Source organism: Labrenzia sp. 011, from assembly GCF_003075075.1.
GTDB lineage: Bacteria > Pseudomonadota > Alphaproteobacteria > Rhizobiales > Stappiaceae > Roseibium.
The window spans coordinates 27,717-43,748 of record NZ_QCYM01000017.1 but is presented as its reverse complement, the minus strand read 5'-3'; the positions used below and the strand labels follow the sequence as shown (position 1 = coordinate 43,748).

The 16,032-nt window shown below is 60.7% G+C and carries 14 protein-coding genes; all 14 read left to right on the top strand.

Annotated features, from left to right (window positions below; genetic code table 11):
• Positions 1 to 472 precede the first annotated feature (472 nt).
• The 14 genes from DCO57_RS16930 (at position 473) to DCO57_RS16865 (ending at position 15,901) form a co-directional block, all read left to right on the top strand.
• Positions 473 to 1,174 carry a GntR family transcriptional regulator gene (locus DCO57_RS16930; RefSeq protein WP_116700095.1) on the top strand — a complete coding sequence of 234 codons (702 nt, stop codon included), beginning with the start codon at positions 473 to 475 and terminating at the stop codon, positions 1,172 to 1,174.
• Between the two features lie 23 nt (positions 1,175 to 1,197).
• Positions 1,198 to 2,178: a TRAP transporter substrate-binding protein gene (locus DCO57_RS16925; RefSeq protein ID WP_116700094.1), complete on the top strand. Its 981-nt coding sequence runs from the start codon at positions 1,198 to 1,200 to the stop codon at positions 2,176 to 2,178.
• Between the two features lie 16 nt (positions 2,179 to 2,194).
• Positions 2,195 to 2,725, top strand: a complete 531-nt coding sequence (locus tag DCO57_RS16920; protein WP_116700093.1) for a TRAP transporter small permease — start codon at positions 2,195 to 2,197, stop codon at positions 2,723 to 2,725.
• The gene (locus DCO57_RS16915) at positions 2,722 to 4,011 is read left to right on the top strand and encodes a TRAP transporter large permease (RefSeq protein WP_116700092.1); all 1,290 of its coding nucleotides are present in this window, start codon (positions 2,722 to 2,724) and stop codon (positions 4,009 to 4,011) included. Before DCO57_RS16920 ends, DCO57_RS16915 begins: the two co-directional genes overlap by 4 nt.
• A 36-nt stretch (positions 4,012 to 4,047) precedes the next feature.
• Positions 4,048 to 5,007, top strand: coding sequence for a sugar phosphate isomerase/epimerase family protein (locus DCO57_RS16910; RefSeq protein WP_116700091.1), 960 nt, complete (start codon positions 4,048 to 4,050; stop codon positions 5,005 to 5,007).
• Positions 5,008 to 5,014: 7 nt separating this feature from the next.
• Positions 5,015 to 5,827 (top strand): TIM barrel protein, encoded by an 813-nt coding sequence (locus DCO57_RS16905; RefSeq protein WP_165814771.1) that lies wholly within the window; start codon positions 5,015 to 5,017, stop codon positions 5,825 to 5,827.
• Positions 5,828 to 5,886: 59 nt separating this feature from the next.
• Positions 5,887 to 6,981, top strand: a complete 1,095-nt coding sequence (locus tag DCO57_RS16900; protein WP_116700089.1) for an aldose epimerase family protein — start codon at positions 5,887 to 5,889, stop codon at positions 6,979 to 6,981.
• Positions 6,982 to 7,335: 354 nt separating this feature from the next.
• Entirely contained in the window at positions 7,336 to 8,409 is a 1,074-nt protein-coding gene (locus DCO57_RS16895) for a transporter substrate-binding domain-containing protein (protein WP_116700088.1), read from the top strand.
• A gap of 74 nt (positions 8,410 to 8,483) precedes the next feature.
• Positions 8,484 to 8,762: a YtcA family lipoprotein gene (locus DCO57_RS16890; RefSeq protein ID WP_165814770.1), complete on the top strand. Its 279-nt coding sequence runs from the start codon at positions 8,484 to 8,486 to the stop codon at positions 8,760 to 8,762.
• Between the two features lie 20 nt (positions 8,763 to 8,782).
• Positions 8,783 to 9,820, top strand: coding sequence for a multidrug transporter subunit MdtN (mdtN, locus tag DCO57_RS16885; RefSeq protein ID WP_205756189.1), 1,038 nt, complete (start codon positions 8,783 to 8,785; stop codon positions 9,818 to 9,820).
• Positions 9,804 to 11,624 (top strand): FUSC family protein, encoded by a 1,821-nt coding sequence (locus tag DCO57_RS16880; RefSeq protein ID WP_116700085.1) that lies wholly within the window; start codon positions 9,804 to 9,806, stop codon positions 11,622 to 11,624. Before mdtN ends, DCO57_RS16880 begins: the two co-directional genes overlap by 17 nt.
• A 47-nt stretch (positions 11,625 to 11,671) precedes the next feature.
• A complete protein-coding gene (locus DCO57_RS16875) occupies positions 11,672 to 13,177 on the top strand; it encodes a TolC family protein (RefSeq protein WP_116700084.1) in 1,506 nt (501 codons plus the stop codon).
• 143 nt (positions 13,178 to 13,320) lie between these two features.
• The gene (locus DCO57_RS16870; protein ID WP_116700083.1) at positions 13,321 to 14,436 is read left to right on the top strand and encodes a linear amide C-N hydrolase; all 1,116 of its coding nucleotides are present in this window, start codon (positions 13,321 to 13,323) and stop codon (positions 14,434 to 14,436) included.
• An 85-nt stretch (positions 14,437 to 14,521) separates the two neighbouring features.
• Positions 14,522 to 15,901, top strand: a complete 1,380-nt coding sequence (locus tag DCO57_RS16865) for a glutamate decarboxylase (RefSeq protein WP_116700082.1) — start codon at positions 14,522 to 14,524, stop codon at positions 15,899 to 15,901.
• Positions 15,902 to 16,032 lie beyond the last annotated feature (131 nt).

Below are 16,032 nucleotides of genomic sequence, written 5' to 3'. Positions count from 1 at the left end.
GCCTTGACGCAGCCCTGCGCGGCGACAATGACGGGGCTTGATCCGGCAACTCAAGGAACTTGCGGTGCATGCCCGTCGCCGGTGGTGTCGGTCATGCGAAGGCTCCGGCTGCTCACAGGCTTGTGGCGGCGTGCCGCCGCGTGACGATTTGGCTTTGACCGGCAGGGGCACCAGTCATGGCGTCCCGCAGGACTCGGGCGCGATTCATTTCATCTTTTCTTGGGACAGGCCGACATGCCCTGACGGGCTGTTCTCGCTGTGCGGAATATTTCGAAAAATACCATTTAATTCAAATGGATAATTCCATTTTTCCGCTGTGTGGATCTTCCGTTTCTGCAGCTGATGTCGCGCGGTTGCGCGGCGGTTCAGCTTGTTGCAACAAGAAAGTTTCAACTGAAATATCAGTTGAAACTTGACATGAAGCTTTATCTGATAAATCTTGCCGGTGAAGAAACGGGGAGCACGAACGCAAGTGACTGACGGCGCGAACACATCATTGGCAGATCAGGCATATGCAGTTCTGCGCGGGGCAATCCTGAACAATCTTCTGGCGCCAGGGTCCTTCGCATCTGAACGAGAGGTTTGCGAACGTTTCGAGCTAAGCCGCACCCCGGTGCATCAGGCACTGCTTCGCCTGCGCGACGAGGGGCTGGTGGAAGTCCTGCCCCGGCGGGGCATTCGTGTCCTGCCTCTCAGCGTCAAGGATGTACGCGAGATTCATCAGATTGCCCGGGCGCTGGAACTGGAGGCGGCCCTTTTGCTCTGCGAGGGCAAAAAGAGTGACGCGCTTGCGCAGTTGCGCCGGCATGCCGCGGATATGCAGGCAGCGATCGAGAGCGGGGACCGCGACGCATGGGTGCAGGCGGACACCAGATTCCACCTCGGAATTGTTGCCAGCTCGGGCAATGACCGCCTGATCCAGCAATACAACAGCCTGCGTGTGCTGACGGACCGGGCCCGGTTGTTCGTGCTGCATCTCCGGCCGCTGCCGGTGCAGTCCACGCAGGAGCACCTGGGCATGCTGGATGCGATCGAGGCGGGGGAACTGGACCGGGTCGCCGCGCTTTACCGCACGCACTGGGAGCGGACTACGAACGAAATGATTGAAATCATAGAAGGATTCAACCGCCATCGTTCCGGCGGCATGCCGGCGGCGGATATCTTCGTGCCTTGAGGCACATCAAAGGGAGGAAAGAAATGAAACATATTCCGTTTATTGCGGCGCTCGTCATGTCGTCAGCCGTCGCGTTGCCGGCTTTCGCCGCCGACGTCACGGTCAAGATCGCGACCGTCGTCTCCGGGGATCATCCCGAGAACGTCGGTGCGCGCGAAATCAAGCGTCTGGTGGAAGAGCGTTCGAACGGCGAAATCGAGGTGCGCATCTTCACGGACGGGCAGCTCGGGAACCAGCGCGAACTGGTTGAGCAGCTCAGGAATGGCACGCTCGAGATCACCTGGGTGACAACCGGCTTCTTCGGCTCCTGGGAGCCTGTCATGAATACGCTGGAGATCGGCTACCTCTTCGACGATCGCGAACATGCCTTCCGCGCCTTCGATGGAGAGCTTGGCGAGGAAGTCGCGACCCTGATCGAGAAACACGGTGTCAAGCATCTCGGTTTCTATGAAGCCGGCATGCGCCACGTCACCAACTCCGTGCGGCCGATCAACACGCCGGATGACCTGAAGGGCCTGAAGCTCCGCACGCCGAATGCGAAGTATCACCTCACCTCCGTGGAAATGATGGGCGCAAGTCCTACGCCCATGGCGTTCAGCGAGCTCTATGCGGCGATGGAGCAGAAGATTGTCGACGGTCAGGAAAACCCGCTGTCGAACATTCATGCGGCCGCCTTCTATGAGGTCAACGATCATCTGGCGCTGACGGGCCATCTGCATCTGACTCACATGGTCATGTACTCCGAGGAACTCTGGAACAAGCTCTCCAAGGAACATCAGGAGATCATCTCCCAGGCCGTGATCGACAGCCAGCAGGTCCAGAGGGACAAGGTCGCTGCCGACGATGCCAGCCTGCTTGCGGTTCTTGAAGAAAAAGGCATGCAGATCACCCGTCCGGACCGGGCCGCGCTCGCGGAAAAGGTCGCGCCTTTGCGCGAACAGGCGATCGAGGAATTCGGTGACCAGTCCGGCCGCTGGATCGAACTGATCGATCAGGCCCGCTGATCTCAAGAGGCGCAGCATGACAGACGGTAATTCAAAAAAGCTATTGGCCTGGATGTCGACGGTCGAATTCATCGTCTATGCCATGCTGCGCTTCCTGCTTATTGCCATAGTCGCGACGATGATCCTCGCGGTTCTGGCGCAGGTCTTCTCCCGGTACCTGCTGGATTTTTCACTGACGTGGAGTGAGGAAGCTGCGCGTATCTGCATGATATGTCTCGTCTTTCTGGGCGCCGCGGTTCTCAGTCGCAACAATGAGCATCTGTCGGTGACAACGGTCATCGAACTGTTTCCGGCGCGCTTCCGCCATCTTTGCATCGCCGGAGCCCAGGCAGTCGGAATGTACTGCGCCTGGTATCTTGCCAAGGGGGCCTGGCTGGCGCTCGGCCGGGAATGGGCGCAGCTGACACCCGCGCTCCAGGTGCCCTTCGGACTGATCTACTCCGTTATCTTTCTGTCCGTGTTGCTGATGATCTTCTGGCTGGGAATCAATCTCATCCGGGAACTGCTGATCGCCATATGCAACCATACCTCGGATGAAGCCCCATGACGGCACTGGCTATTCTCGCAGGCACGTTCTTCGTGCTGCTGCTTCTCGGCGTGCCCATCTTTTTCGCCCTGATCGCGGCCTGTATCGTGCTGTTGACAAGTGACGGCCTGATGTCGGCGCAGTTGGTGCTGCAGAGGGTCTACGCGGGCATCGACAGTTTCCCCCTGCTTGCAATTCCGTTCTTCCTGCTTGCGGGCAAGCTCATGGAGGCGGGCGGCATCACCCGCCGGCTCATCGATTTCGCCTTCTACCTGGTGGGCTGGATTCGTGGCGGGCTTGCCCATGTTGCCGTTCTTGCCGCGACCATGTTCGCAGGTGTCAGCGGATCGTCCGTAGCCGACACCGCCGCGATCGGCTCCACGATCATTCCGCGCATGAAGGACCGGAACTACGATCCCGCCTATGCGGCGTCCGTCGTCGCTGCCTCGGGTGTCATCGGCTCCACGATACCGCCGTCAATTCCCCTGGTTCTCTATGGCGTCATGTCCGGCGTATCCATAGGGGGCCTCTTTCTCGGAGGTATCGTCCCTGGCATTCTCATGTGCCTTGGCCTGATGGGGTACATCTACTTCAGTTCGAAACCGGTGGCGAAAAGGGAAGTGGAGTCCGAAACCTCCGAAAGACAGGGGTTCGCACGGGTCTTCCTTCAGTCCCTGCCGGCCCTGCTGCTTCCGGGGATCATTGTGGGGGGGATCCGGACCGGCGCGTTCAGCGCGACGGAAGCTGCGGCCGTCGCCGTTGCCTATGCCTTCGTGATCGGCATCGCCTACCGTGAACTCAGGATTGCGAACCTGCCGGACATCCTGTTCCGGACCGCCCGCGATACCACCCTCGTGATGGCGATTGTCGGCGCGGCCAGCCTCGTTGGCTATGTCCTGACAATCGAACAGATCCCTTCGGCGATCGCCGGGTGGTTTTCGGAAAACGTGTCCAGCGTCCTGGTGCTGCTGCTGTTGATCAACCTGCTGCTTCTTGTCGCCGGATGCTTTCTCGATGGCGGATCGGCGATCATCGTGTTCACTCCGGTTCTGCTGCCGGTCATCAAGGCCTTCGGCATCGATCCGCTGTTTTTCGGCGTGCTGATGTCCATCAACCTGATGATCGGAACCATCACCCCGCCCGTCGGTCTGTCGCTCTATGTCGCCGGTGGCATTGCCGGTGTGAAGATCGGCAGGATGATGACGGCGATCCTCCCGTTCCTGTGCGTCCACCTGGCGTTGCTGTGTCTTCTGATGCTGTTCCCCCAGCTGGTGACCACCATTCCCGACCTCATTTACAACCGATAGGGCGCGAGCCCGACAACCGCGAAGAAAGTAAGAACAATGGCTTTCAAGAACTCGATACTGCTCGGCACGATCGGGCGTTACAACGACCGCTTTCACGTCTATCAGGAGCATCGCGAGCTTGAGGAGCGGCTGGAACTCGCGCTGAAGATACCGCGCACCGACGGAGTGGAACCCGTGTATCCGCAGGACCTGGGACATGGCGGCGAAGCCGTGGATCTGGTGAAGAAAAGCGGGCTGGCGGTCTCGGCGGTCAACGTCAATGTCAAGTCGGAGGACATGTACCGGAAGGGATCCGTCACATCGCGCGACAAGAAGGTTCGCGACACGGCCATCGAATACATGAAGACCGCCATGGACATGTCCGCCGAATTCGGTGCGAACATGATCTCCGTCTGTCCCCTGATCGACGGCTGGGATTATCCGTTCGAAGTCGACTACCAGGACCAGTGGAGATGGCTTGTAGAAGCTTTCGAAGCCGCGGCCGCCCATCGGGACGACGTGCGCATCTCGATCGAATACAAGCCCTTTGAATCGCGCAACCGGATCATTCTGCCCACCATGGCGCGCTCGCTCGTTCTTTGCGAGAAAATCGGGGCCGCGAACCTCGGCGTGACGATGGACGTCGGCCATGCGCTGATGGCGAATGAAACCCCGGCCGCCGAAGCCGCCCTCGGCAACGATCTCGACCGTCTCTTCTACGTTCATTTCAATGACAACGACCGTGGTGCCGATTGGGACATGCTGCCGGCATCGGTGAATTTGTGGGAGACGCTGGAGCTTCTCTACTACATCGATCGCATGGGGTGGGACGGCTGGTTCGCCTATGACGTCTTCACCCGGAATGGCGACAACGTCGAGGCGATCGCGGCCACCTTCGAAATCATGGACAATCTGGAGAAGCTGCGCAGCAAGATCTCCATGCAGGAGCTTGACGCGATGGTGGCCGACGGGGTTCCGGCCCGCAACATCAACAAGCTCATCGCGTCGCTTTTGTGAGGTCGTCGTGATTGGACTCGGCAGTTTCAGTTACCGCTGGTCATGCGGCTTCAAGGACCGGATTCCCGAAAATCCCCTCGGCCTGCTCGACTTGCTCGAGCGCGCCGAACGGGCGGGGCTTCGGCTCGTTCAGTTTGCGGACAACATTCCCCTGCACGAACGTGACAAGGGAGAGATCGACGAGCTTGCGCGGGAAGCCAGATCAAGGGGCATGGCGATTGAACTCGGGCTTGCGGGCGCGACGGACACTGCCAGTCTCGAAACCTATCTCGACTATGCCGCGCAGCTGGATTGCACCTTGATCCGCGTTTCCCTCGACGCGGATGATCTGGCAAAGGGCCAGGACCGGATCGTTGCGGAGCTGAAAGCCTTCCAGCAATCCCTGTCCGACCGGAATGTCCGGATAGCCTTCGAAAACCACTTCGCCCTGGAATCCTCCAGTCTCGTGTCGCTGGTACAGCATCTGGAGTCCGACAGTTTCGGCGTCTGTCTTGATGTTGCAAACTCGATCTGCGCAGGTGAATGGCCGATGGAAACCGTGCGCCTTCTGGCGCCCTATGCCATCAATCTTCACCTGAAGGATTGCCGCTTTGCGGTCGATCCCTACGGGGTGGGCTTTGCCGTGGTGGGAACGCCGCTCGGTCAGGGCATGATGGACATCCCGGCCGTACTGGATCTGGTGAAACCGGATGAAAGACACATCAACACCATTCTCGAACAATGGCTGCCGTGGGAGGCGGATCCGGAACGGCTTGCTGCCCGGGAGGACGAGTGGGTTGTGCAAAGCTCCGAAACCGCCAGAAAATTTCTGAGTTGCTGAAGATGTGGCCGGGACCTTGACTTGAAGGACCCGGCCCGTGCGGCGCCCCGAGATTCGGAATGACCGGTTCTCTCCCGTTCCGTCTCGGGGCGTCCTCGCCGGCGGTCGGCCGGCCCTTTCCTTCCTCTGCAAGATCTCGCGCAGGCGGTCAGGCCGGGACCGGCTTGCGGTTCGCGGATCTGGAAATCAGGCTGATGATGACGACGACCAATGGCAATGAAGCGATTTCGATAAGCAATGGCCGGTTGAGCGCCACCGTCATTCCCCATGGGGCGAGCCTGAGCGACCTGCGCCTGTCTGATTGCGCGGCTCCGCTTGTCCTGGGCTATGTAAATCCGGACATATACCGTGAGGATCGCCAGTTCATGGGGGCGGTCATCGGCCGGTATGCGAACCGCATCGCCAACGGCCGCTTCCGGCTTGACGGACATACGGTCGATCTGGAGCGCAACGAACGGGGGGAGCGCCATCTCCACGGGGGAAATGCCGGATACTGGAGCCGGATCTGGAGCGTTAAGGAACGGAGTGCCGCGAAGGTCTCGTTTGAACTCACCGGCCCTGCCGGCGAAGCCGGCTATCCCGGCAGCCTGCATGTTGTGGCCTGTTACGAAATCATCGATCAGGCCACGCTCAGGCTGTCCTTCGAAGCGGCCTGTGACCGGGACACGATCGTCAACATCTGCCATCATCCCTACTTCAATTTTGCCGGCAGCCCATCGACCGACGCGCACAAGCTGACAATATTTTCAGACCACTATCTGCCGTCCAAGGACACGCTTGTTCCGACGGGAGAAATCGCTCCGGTCACGGGAACGCCCTTCGATTTCACATCTCCCCGTGGTTTACCGAAGCACAAGTTCAACAACACCTATCCCTTGCACAGGCTTCAGGCGGGCCCTCTTGCGCATGCCGCGACGCTTTCCTGCGGCGATGTCGAAATGGAGCTCTGGACAACCCAGCCGGGCCTTCATCTGTATGACGGTTACAAGCTGAGCGGCAGCCACGCCGGTCATCTGGGCATCCCCTATCCGGAACGCTCGGGAATCTGTCTGGAGCCCCAGGCCTGGCCGGACAGTCCGAACCGGTCACATTTTCCTTCTGCCGTCCTGAGGGCGAATGCCACCTACCGGCAGGTCAACGAATACCGCTTTTGAGGTGCCTGCAACAGCGTCCGGGTGCCGGGCACCGCTTCAGGACACCGCCTTCAGGCCCGCCCCGGCATGGCGCGCATCGGAGTCGGCCAGTCTCCGCTCCACGACACGGCCAATTTCCGGGCGGGTTGCGCATTTTTCAGTGGCTAACCACAATAAATCCGGCGCCGCTTCCGCAGCGTTGCGATCTTTAACTTGACGTTAAAATCTAAGGAGACAACATGTTTCCAGTGGCTGGACCCTTCGTTTCCTTAATTGAAAACGTTGCATGAGTTGCATCTAACCGATTGAGCTTGTTAATTGGATTTCATTCCAGCTTCGATATCCCTCCGAAAGAGTTCGACCAAGGTCATTGCCATGCTGCGAGTTCTCGCCGCGTTTGCCGCGCTAATCTGCTTTTCAACATTGTCCTTCGCGCAGGAGGAGGACCCGGCCCGGAAAATTCTGGTTGGTATTCACGAAAGTCCTCCCTTTGTCATGATCGAAGGGGACGAAGTTTCAGGCATGGCGGTCGACCTGTGGGAATATATCGCCGGCGAGATCGGCGTCGAATACGATTACCTGCCTTTCGAAACCGTTGGTCAGCTGGTTGATGCGGTTGCGGCCGAGAATGTCGATCTTGCCGTCACCAATCTGACCATCACCGAGAAGCGCGCCGCCCGTTTCGACTTTACACAGCCGTGGTTCGACGCAGGTTTGCGTATCATGGCCAGCGAAACACCGCGCGTCGGCTTCTGGGGCGTGGTCGCGGGGCTGAGGGATGCAGGCTATCTCAAGGCCTATGCCTGGCTTGCGTTCATCATTGTTGTCTCGACCATCGGCATGACCCTTTTCGACCGGAAGTTCGACACTGGCTTTCCGCGCGAATGGACCGAGGGCATCGCCGAGAGCTTCTATTCGGTCATGTCCGTCGTCACTTCGGGCAAGGCACCGAAACGCAAGAACCTGTTCGGCTGGGTGGGCCGGATCTGGCAGGCGCTGTGGCTCGTGTGCGGGATCGCCGTCATGGCCTATGTCACCTCTTCGGTCACCAGTGTCATGACAAGCCTGACGCTGACCGGAACCATCAACGACGTCTCCGATCTGGCCGGCAGAACGGTTGCGGTTTCCGAAGGCAGCAGCGCGGAGGAATTCGCGCATGATTCCATCATCACCTCGATCTCCACCAGGAACCTCAGGGCCTCCGTCGAGGCTCTGGAAAACGGCTGGGTGGAAGCGATCATTGGTGATGCCCCGGTTCTGGAGTATTACCTGTACAGAAATCCGCAGGCGGGTCTCAAGGTGGTCGGGCCGATTTTTCAGCCGGAGAAATACGGCTTCGGTCTTCCTCACGGCAGTTCCCTCAGGCGGGCGATGACGATAGAGGTCGTGGGCGCCCATGAAGAGGGTGTAATCAACGATCTTCGCAAGGAGTATTTCGGTGACAACTGATTGTCGAAACGGCTGGTTATCCCCCCGGTTTCCGTGACCGGGAAGCGCAGTGCAATGGAAGGATGGACGTGTTCATGAAGGAACGGAGAGCCCGGACCCGCATCGTGCCCGCTGTTCTCCTCCTATGGGTGTTTTCCGGCGGCGGTGCTCAGGCTGCGGCGCCGAGTGTTCCCATGTTCGGAAGCTACTTTCCCTCCTGGCTGTTGTCTGTCGCGGCCGCGGTCCTGCTGACCGTCGTCCTGCGCATCCTCTTCGTGGCGACCGGTCTTGAAAACATCCTCCGATGGCGGGGCGCCATGTACCTCTCTCTGGTCGCCGGGATTGCCGCGCTCATCGAGCTGACCGTCTTTTGAGCCAGGAGGCACCGAATTCCGTGACCAGCAGAAACGCGAAAATCGCCGGAACACTTGTCAGCCTGATCCTGATTTCGGCCGCCGTCGCGGCTGTCGTCCTCGGGGTCCGGGCCTCTTCCGAAGTCTCGGCTTCGGACGATGCCATTCTCAACGCGGACGTCGTTCACATTGCGCCTTCGGTCGCCGGCCGGATCGTCAATCTGCCTGTCAGGGACAACGCCTTCGTCAAGAAGGGGGACGTCCTGTTCGAGCTGGATCCGACGCCCTATAGGCTCGCCGTGGAGCAAACGCGGGCGGATCTCCAGATCGCACTGGCGGAACAGACGGATCAGGCACAGAACATCCAGGCGCAGCTCGCCAATGTCGCCATTGCCGAGGAACAGGTGCAGCGTGCCGAAACCAATCTGGAACTGGCCACCCAGACGCTGAACCGCCTCCTGCCCATGGAGGAGAAGGGGTATGTTTCCGCCCAGCAGGTGGATACCGCGCGCTCGGCAAGCAAGGATGCACAGGTCAGCCTGAATGAGGCGCTGAAACAGCTCGAGGCGGCCGAGGCGCTGGTCCGCACGGAAGCGGCCGCCGAATCCCTGGTAACCGCGAGGCGGGCGGCACTGGCCCTGGCCGAGCATGAGCTTTCCAACACGACGATACGCGCCCCCCACGATGGCCGGATCGTCGGCCTCAACATTTCCTCGGGCGAATATGTGCTGCCGGGCCAGCGGATCTTCACCTTGATCAAGACCGATACCTGGTATGCCTCCGCCGCCTATCTGGAAACCAGCCTGCCGGAGATTTCGGTGGGCGATTGCGCGACCGTCTATGCGCTCTCCAGCCGCAAGACCAAAATCAGGGGTGTTGTCGAGGGGATCGGCTGGGGGGTCAGTTCAAAAGAGCTTCTCGACTTGCCGATCAGCCTGCCGATCGTTCCCAAGTCCCTTGACTGGGTGCGCATACAGCAGCGCTTTCCGGTGCGCATTCGCCTCATCGATCCCCCGGCCGACCTGATGCGGGTCGGTGCTTCCGCCAATACGATCATCCATCATGACCAGGCCTGCTGAGGTGCATGAACCGGCTTTTCTGCAGCGGATTCTTCGGGATCTGGCACCCTTTCCCGGCCGTTTCCAGCTGACCTGGCAGGTGGCGCTCGTGTGCGCGCTGGCCGCGGCGGTCTCGATGACCTACCGGGTTCCGGAAGCGTCGATCAGTCTCTACCTCGTGATTTTCCTGATGAAGCGGGACGCCTTCAACAATTGCGTCATGGGGATCGGCCTCATTCTGCTGGCGACCCTGGTGGTGGCGGGCATGATCCCCCTGATCAACGCCACCATAGACAGTCCCGCGATGCGGCTTGCCGCCATGTTCACGGCCTCGTTCGTGTTCCTCTACCTCAGTTCCGCCACCACCCTGGGAGAACAGGCCGCCATCATCGGCCTGATCATTGCCTTCATATTGACCCTGGTCACCGATGTGCCGGTTGGAGAAGTCGCCGACCAGGGCCTGCTGATGGCCTGGAAAATGGTGGCGGTACCGATGGCGGTGATGTTCGTGTTCAGCCTGCTTGCCGGCCCGTCGCCGCAAAGACTGGTGCGCGAGAAGATCGTGGAACGGCTGCGGTTGTCGGCTGACCGGATCGCAACAGGCACGGCCCCGGAGGATCTCGCCGACCTTCTCGGCGAGGGGAACCAGGAAGCGCTGCAGCGGATGAAGCTGGCCCGGCTGCTGCATCTGGCCCCCGGGGCTCAGACGCTCTGGCTGACGGGAGCCATTGAAACCAGCTGTCGGATCCTTCTGGCCGTCGCGGGCCTGAAACCGGATGCTCCCGCCGATGAGGTTGCGGAGTTGAAGCATGCCCTGACCGCCGCGGCCGATCGCATCGAGGCAGGCGAAATGCCGCCCGTGGCCGATCCGGAGTCCGGCACGCATGGTCATGGCTCGACGTTGTGGCAGCTCCTCGACAGGCTGGGCAACGCCGATGGCGGCGCCACTCCCGAATTTGTCATGCCGCCCCTGTTCGCTGAAGACGCCCTCAGCAATCCCGATCATCTGCGCTTTGCGCTGAAGACCGCCTCGGCCGCAATTCTCTGCTATCTCATCTATACCGGCATTCAGTGGAACGGCATTCACACCGCCATGATCACCTGCTACGTCGCCTCCCTGGGGAGTGTCGGCGAGACGGTTCACAAGCTGCTGCTCAGAATTGGCGGCTGCCTGATCGGTGCGGCGCTCGGCGTTGCCGCGCTGGTCCTCGTCATGCCGCACATCACCTCGATCGGCAGCCTTATGGCACTGGTCTTCTGCGGTGTCTTCATCGGTGCCTGGGTCTCGTCCGGAGACGAACGGATCAACTACGCAGGCGTGCAGATCGCCCTCGCTTTCCTGCTCACGGTCCTCAACGATTTCGGACCGAGTTTCGAATTCTCCCAGGCAAGCGACCGGATCATCGGAATCCTGGTCGGCAATCTGGCGATCTATCTCATGTTTACACAGGTCTGGCCCAGGAGTGCCTTCAAGACAGTCGTCGCCAGAATATCGGCCGCGATTGCCTCCCTCGACCGCGCGGCGTCGCAGGCATCGCCCGCGCTGCGGTTCGACGAGGTCACTCAGGCGAACGTGGAACTGGCCGAAGCGGGGAGGCTGATGGACACGATTTTCTTCGAACCCGCCAGCCTGAAGCCGTCAGACGATGTCGTCTCGCGATTGAATCGGGAGATTCATCAGCTCAGGGACTTATCAATCGATCTCGGGACCGGTAGCATGTCCGGTGAGGAAGCCCATTCCGTTCTGAGCAGCCTCGGAAATTTCCCGTCAGCCCCGTCTTCTGTTCCGCGACTTTCCAGGTCGGCAGCGGAATTGCGGAGCTAACCCGTCCAGGCGCCTGCGGCGTTTGATTATTTATTGCGGAGAGCATGATGCGTCGGCATTGCCAGTCAGTCCGAGAAAGAGCGCCGAAATTCGGGCCGATCCTGTGCGTTGCCGCAATTCTCTCCGGCTGCGTCGCCGATTCCTACCGCGATGCGCCTTCCGCTCCCGACCAGGCCTGGCACCCGAAGGACAGCACCGGCGCCTCATCCGACTTCTCCGTTCCGGCAAATCCGGAAGTTGCAGGCAGCTCCAGGGAAGTGAAGGTGAATGCGACCTATGGACTGGCGGAACTGATCGATCTGGCGCAGAAGAACCATCCCTCGACCCGTGTCGCATGGGAAAGGGCGCGTCAGGCCGCCCTGTCTGTCGGCATGGTGGAGGCGACGTTCCTTCCGGTCCTGACCGGAAACGTGATCGGCGGCTGGAGCGAAGTCGTCACCCCGGTTCCCGACATCGAGGGCGGAACGTTCGACCTGACGACCACGGTCAAGGGGGCGACCCCAAATCTGGCGCTGCAATGGCTCGTCTTCGACTTTGGCCAGCGCCAGGCGTGGCGGGATGCGGCCAAGCAGAATGCCTTCGCAGCGAATGTGGGCTTCAACGGAACCCATCAGGCACTGATTTACGGTGTGACCCAGGCCTATTACCGCTACGACCTTGCGCAGACCAACGTGAAGATCGCCGACCAGGCAGTGCGAAACAGTCGGGAAGTCATGGCCGCGGCGGAGTCCAGATTCAAGAATGGGACCGGAACGAAAATCGAAGTGGCCCAGGCGAACCAGCTTGCAGCGCAAGCCAGGCTCAGGCGCGTACAGGCGGTGGATGCGCGCCGTGACGCCTATCATGAGCTGATCGGCGCGGTCGGCATTTCGCCAAGGTCCGAAATCAGGATCGTCTCCGTCGCCGACCGTCGCCTGCCTCGCGCCAGTGCCCTTCCGACGGACAAGCTCATCGAAACGGCCCTGGCGCGCAGACCGGATGTCCTGGCCAGCTACGCCGCCGTCAAGGCCAGCGAGGCGAACGAACGGGCCGCGACCGCCGAGTTTCTGCCGAAAGTCTATCTGAGCGGCATCGCCGCCTCCAACCAGACCGGTTTTCAGGTCGGCAACCTGCCGGAAGTCGGGGTCCAGACAGGGTCGACCGGCGTTTTCGTCGGCGTTAGCATTCCACTCTACGACGGAGGTCTTCGAAGCGCGAGCCGAAAGAGGGCGCAATCCGTCACGGCTTCGGCCCAGGCGAGCTTCGAGCAGACGCGCAATACGGCAATGCGCGAGATCGTGATTGCGTCCGACAACCTGCGTTCATCTCTGGAGGCCTATGCCGCGGCGACCGAATTGAGAGCTGCCGCAAGCCTGACCTTTGATGCGGCATTCGACGCGTTCCGAAACGGTCTGGGCACGATCACGGATGTCACGCTTGCCGACAGCGGCCTTCTGGATGCCCGCCAGGCGCAGGCGGAGGCCCATGCGGCGTCTCTGGTTGCCGCCGCGTCTCTGGCGTTCTCTCTGGGCGCGATGACATCTTCCACCTCACCGCTCACGACGGTCAGGTGATCCAACGTTAACAGGGCCTGTTCCGGGCGCATTGCGCAGAATGACAGGGCCCGAAGCAGACAGGAGCTGTTCATCGTACTGACGAAAGACAAGTCGAAAATCAATTTGGACCGCTGAAAATTCAACAACTGGAAGTCCGGGAAATGTGCACATCACTTATTTACCGCGATGCCGCGGGCAAGGTTTACCTTGGAAGAACACTGGAACTCACGATGGAGCTTCCCTACCAGATTGTCTTCTTCCCGAAGGCACTGGCCTACAAGTCCCGAATCGAGGGACATCCCGATCTTGAGTTCACCGGCAATTACGCCTTCATCGGCATCACCATGCCCGGCCGCAGGCCTACCCCCGACAATCCCCTGACCTATCAGGACCTCAAGCCCCTTGAAGGCATGAACGAGCAGGGCCTGACCTTCAGTCTGCTTTCCTACCCGTCTGCCGGCGGAAAGCAGCAGTCCGTCGAGACGACGGCCGCAGTGCTTTCCGCGTCGGATCTCGGCTCCTGGGCCCTCAGCCAGTTCGCGACGGTCGCGCAGGTCAGGAAGGCACTGGAAGACCAGCCGGTTCTGCTTGAGCCTCTAGCGCTGCTGGGAGGTGTCGAATCGCCTTTCCATTACGTTGTTCACGACGCCAGCGGCGCGTCGCTCGTGGTCGAGTTCAATCTCGGAAAGATGTCGCTCTATGACAATCCCGTCGGGGTGATGACCAACGGGCCGGAGTTTCCCTGGCACCTGACCAATCTGGACAACTACACGTTCCTGTCCAACGTGGACAAGACGAGCGCGCAATTCGGCGATTATCATGCCGTTCAGCCGGACTCGGGCATCGCAACCGCCGGTCTGCCGGCGTCGAACACCTCCGTGGGCCGCTTCGTGCGCGCGGCCTATTACGCCCAGTTCACGGAAAAGGCCGCCTCGCCCGACGAGGCGGTCGTGACCCTGGCCCACGTCATGAACAATTTCGACCGCGCCCGGGGCGTGACCATCGACTATCCGGAAGAGGGGGGCGGTCACCTGGAGGTTGCCGGTCTCTCGTCGGGGAGCGCGGAAGCCTATGCCACGGAATTCACGAGCTGGACGAACCTCTCGGACCTCGATCGCAAGCTGTTCCATGTGCGGACCTATGGTAGCCTGAACTATTCGAGCTTTGACCTTGGTGTCCTGTCCCGGGGATCGGACGTGGGCATCATGCCCATTTCCGCATTGAAAGGCGGCCAGACGGATGCGACCACGCACCTGCAGGGTACTGCCCAAAAGTGACGGCCGGTGCTGCGCGCCCGTGCAGTGACGATCACAATCCGGTGTCGTGCCGGCAAAATTCAGTTTCACACGCCTGGAGAGTGTAATGAGCAAGAGACGCAATGCGGAGTTTGATGAAGTCTACGGCGCCAGCGACGCCGGAGCGGCGCTGCCGAAAACCGCGTTCCCGAAAAACGAACGCGATCCGCGCCACGTCTATGCCGTCGTCCGCGACGAACTGATGCTCGACGGAAACGCCCGGCAGAACCTGGCGACATTCTGTCAGACCTGGGAAGAGCCCGAGATTCACCAGTTGATGGATGATTGCATTGACAAGAACATGATCGACAAGGACGAGTATCCCCAGACGGCGGAAATCGAAAAACGCTGCATCCAGATGCTCGCCGACCTGTGGCATGCGCCGAAGGGGCCGGCGACCGGCTGCTCCACCACCGGTTCGAGTGAAGCGGCCATGCTCGGCGGACTGGCCATGAAGCGGCGATGGGAAGCAAGCAGGCGCGCCGCCGGCAAGCCGACCGACAAGCCCAACCTGGTGACCGGGCCGGTCCAGGTCTGCTGGCACAAGTTCACCAGATACTGGGATGTCGAACATCGCGAAATTCCGATGGAAAAAGGCCGCCTGCTCATGACCCCGGAAGAGGTCCTGAAATACTGCGACGAAAACACCATCGGCGTGGTGCCGACACTGGGCGTCACCTTCACCGGCGAATTCGAACCGGTCAAGGCCGTCAGCGATGCGCTCGACCAGTACGAGAAAGAGACCGGTCTCGATATTCCCATCCATGTTGATGGCGCCAGCGGCGCGTTCCTGGCACCCTTCTGCGCTCCCGATCTGGCCTGGGACTTCTCCCTGCCGCGCGTCCGTTCGATCAATGCCTCCGGCCACAAGTTCGGCCTGGCTCCGCTGGGTGTGGGCTGGGTGCTGTGGCGCGAGGAAAAGGACCTGCCGGAGGAAATGGTGTTCTGGGTGAACTACCTGGGCGGAAACATGCGCGACATTGCCCTGAATTTCTCCCGGCCCGGCGGCCAGATCGTCTGCCAGTACTACAATTTCCTGAGACTGGGACACGAAGGATACGCGAAGGTGCATGGCGCCTGTTATCGCAGCGCCCGGTTCCTTGCCGACGAGATCGGCAAGCTCGGGCTGTTCGACATCGTTTTCGACGGCGATCCGGCCCGCGGCATTCCGGCGGTGTCCTGGAAGCTCAAGGAGGGAATCGATCCCGGCTTCACGCTGTTCGACCTCGCCGACAGGCTGCGCGTTCGCGGCTGGCAGGTGCCCGCCTACACGTTGCCGGCCAATTGCCAGGATCAGGCGATCCAGCGAATCCTGGTGCGCAACGGAGTCAGTTTCGACCTGTGTTCGCAACTCATGCAGGACGTGAAGGCCGCGCTCGACCACCTGTCTTCCTACAAGCCGGCCACGCCTCTGGATGGCGACAACTTTTCGGGCTTTCATCACTGAGGCCCTTGCCGGCAGGATTGGCGCCCGGGGGATGATCCCATGGGAGCGATCCCGGGCGAATGGCAGTCGTTCACCCGTCAGCGGGCGGATGGCTGCCGCCCGGCCTGACCTGTTTCGTCATCGGTGCGCTT

Excerpts from the sequence above, each read along its gene's own strand:
- DCO57_RS16925 (WP_116700094.1), top strand. The coding sequence starts at position 1,198 with ATGAAACATATTCCGTTTATTGCGGCGCTCGTCATGTCGTCAGCCGTC.
- DCO57_RS16920 (WP_116700093.1), top strand. The coding sequence starts at position 2,195 with ATGACAGACGGTAATTCAAAAAAGCTATTGGCCTGGATGTCGACGGTC.
- DCO57_RS16915 (WP_116700092.1), top strand. The coding sequence starts at position 2,722 with ATGACGGCACTGGCTATTCTCGCAGGCACGTTCTTCGTGCTGCTGCTT.
- DCO57_RS16910 (WP_116700091.1), top strand. The coding sequence starts at position 4,048 with ATGGCTTTCAAGAACTCGATACTGCTCGGCACGATCGGGCGTTACAAC.
- DCO57_RS16900 (WP_116700089.1), top strand. The coding sequence starts at position 5,887 with ATGACCGGTTCTCTCCCGTTCCGTCTCGGGGCGTCCTCGCCGGCGGTC.
- DCO57_RS16895 (WP_116700088.1), top strand. The coding sequence starts at position 7,336 with ATGCTGCGAGTTCTCGCCGCGTTTGCCGCGCTAATCTGCTTTTCAACA.
- DCO57_RS16890 (WP_165814770.1), top strand. The coding sequence starts at position 8,484 with ATGAAGGAACGGAGAGCCCGGACCCGCATCGTGCCCGCTGTTCTCCTC.
- DCO57_RS16880 (WP_116700085.1), top strand. The coding sequence starts at position 9,804 with ATGACCAGGCCTGCTGAGGTGCATGAACCGGCTTTTCTGCAGCGGATT.
- DCO57_RS16875 (WP_116700084.1), top strand. The coding sequence starts at position 11,672 with ATGCGTCGGCATTGCCAGTCAGTCCGAGAAAGAGCGCCGAAATTCGGG.
- DCO57_RS16870 (WP_116700083.1), top strand. The coding sequence starts at position 13,321 with ATGTGCACATCACTTATTTACCGCGATGCCGCGGGCAAGGTTTACCTT.
- DCO57_RS16865 (WP_116700082.1), top strand. The coding sequence starts at position 14,522 with ATGAGCAAGAGACGCAATGCGGAGTTTGATGAAGTCTACGGCGCCAGC.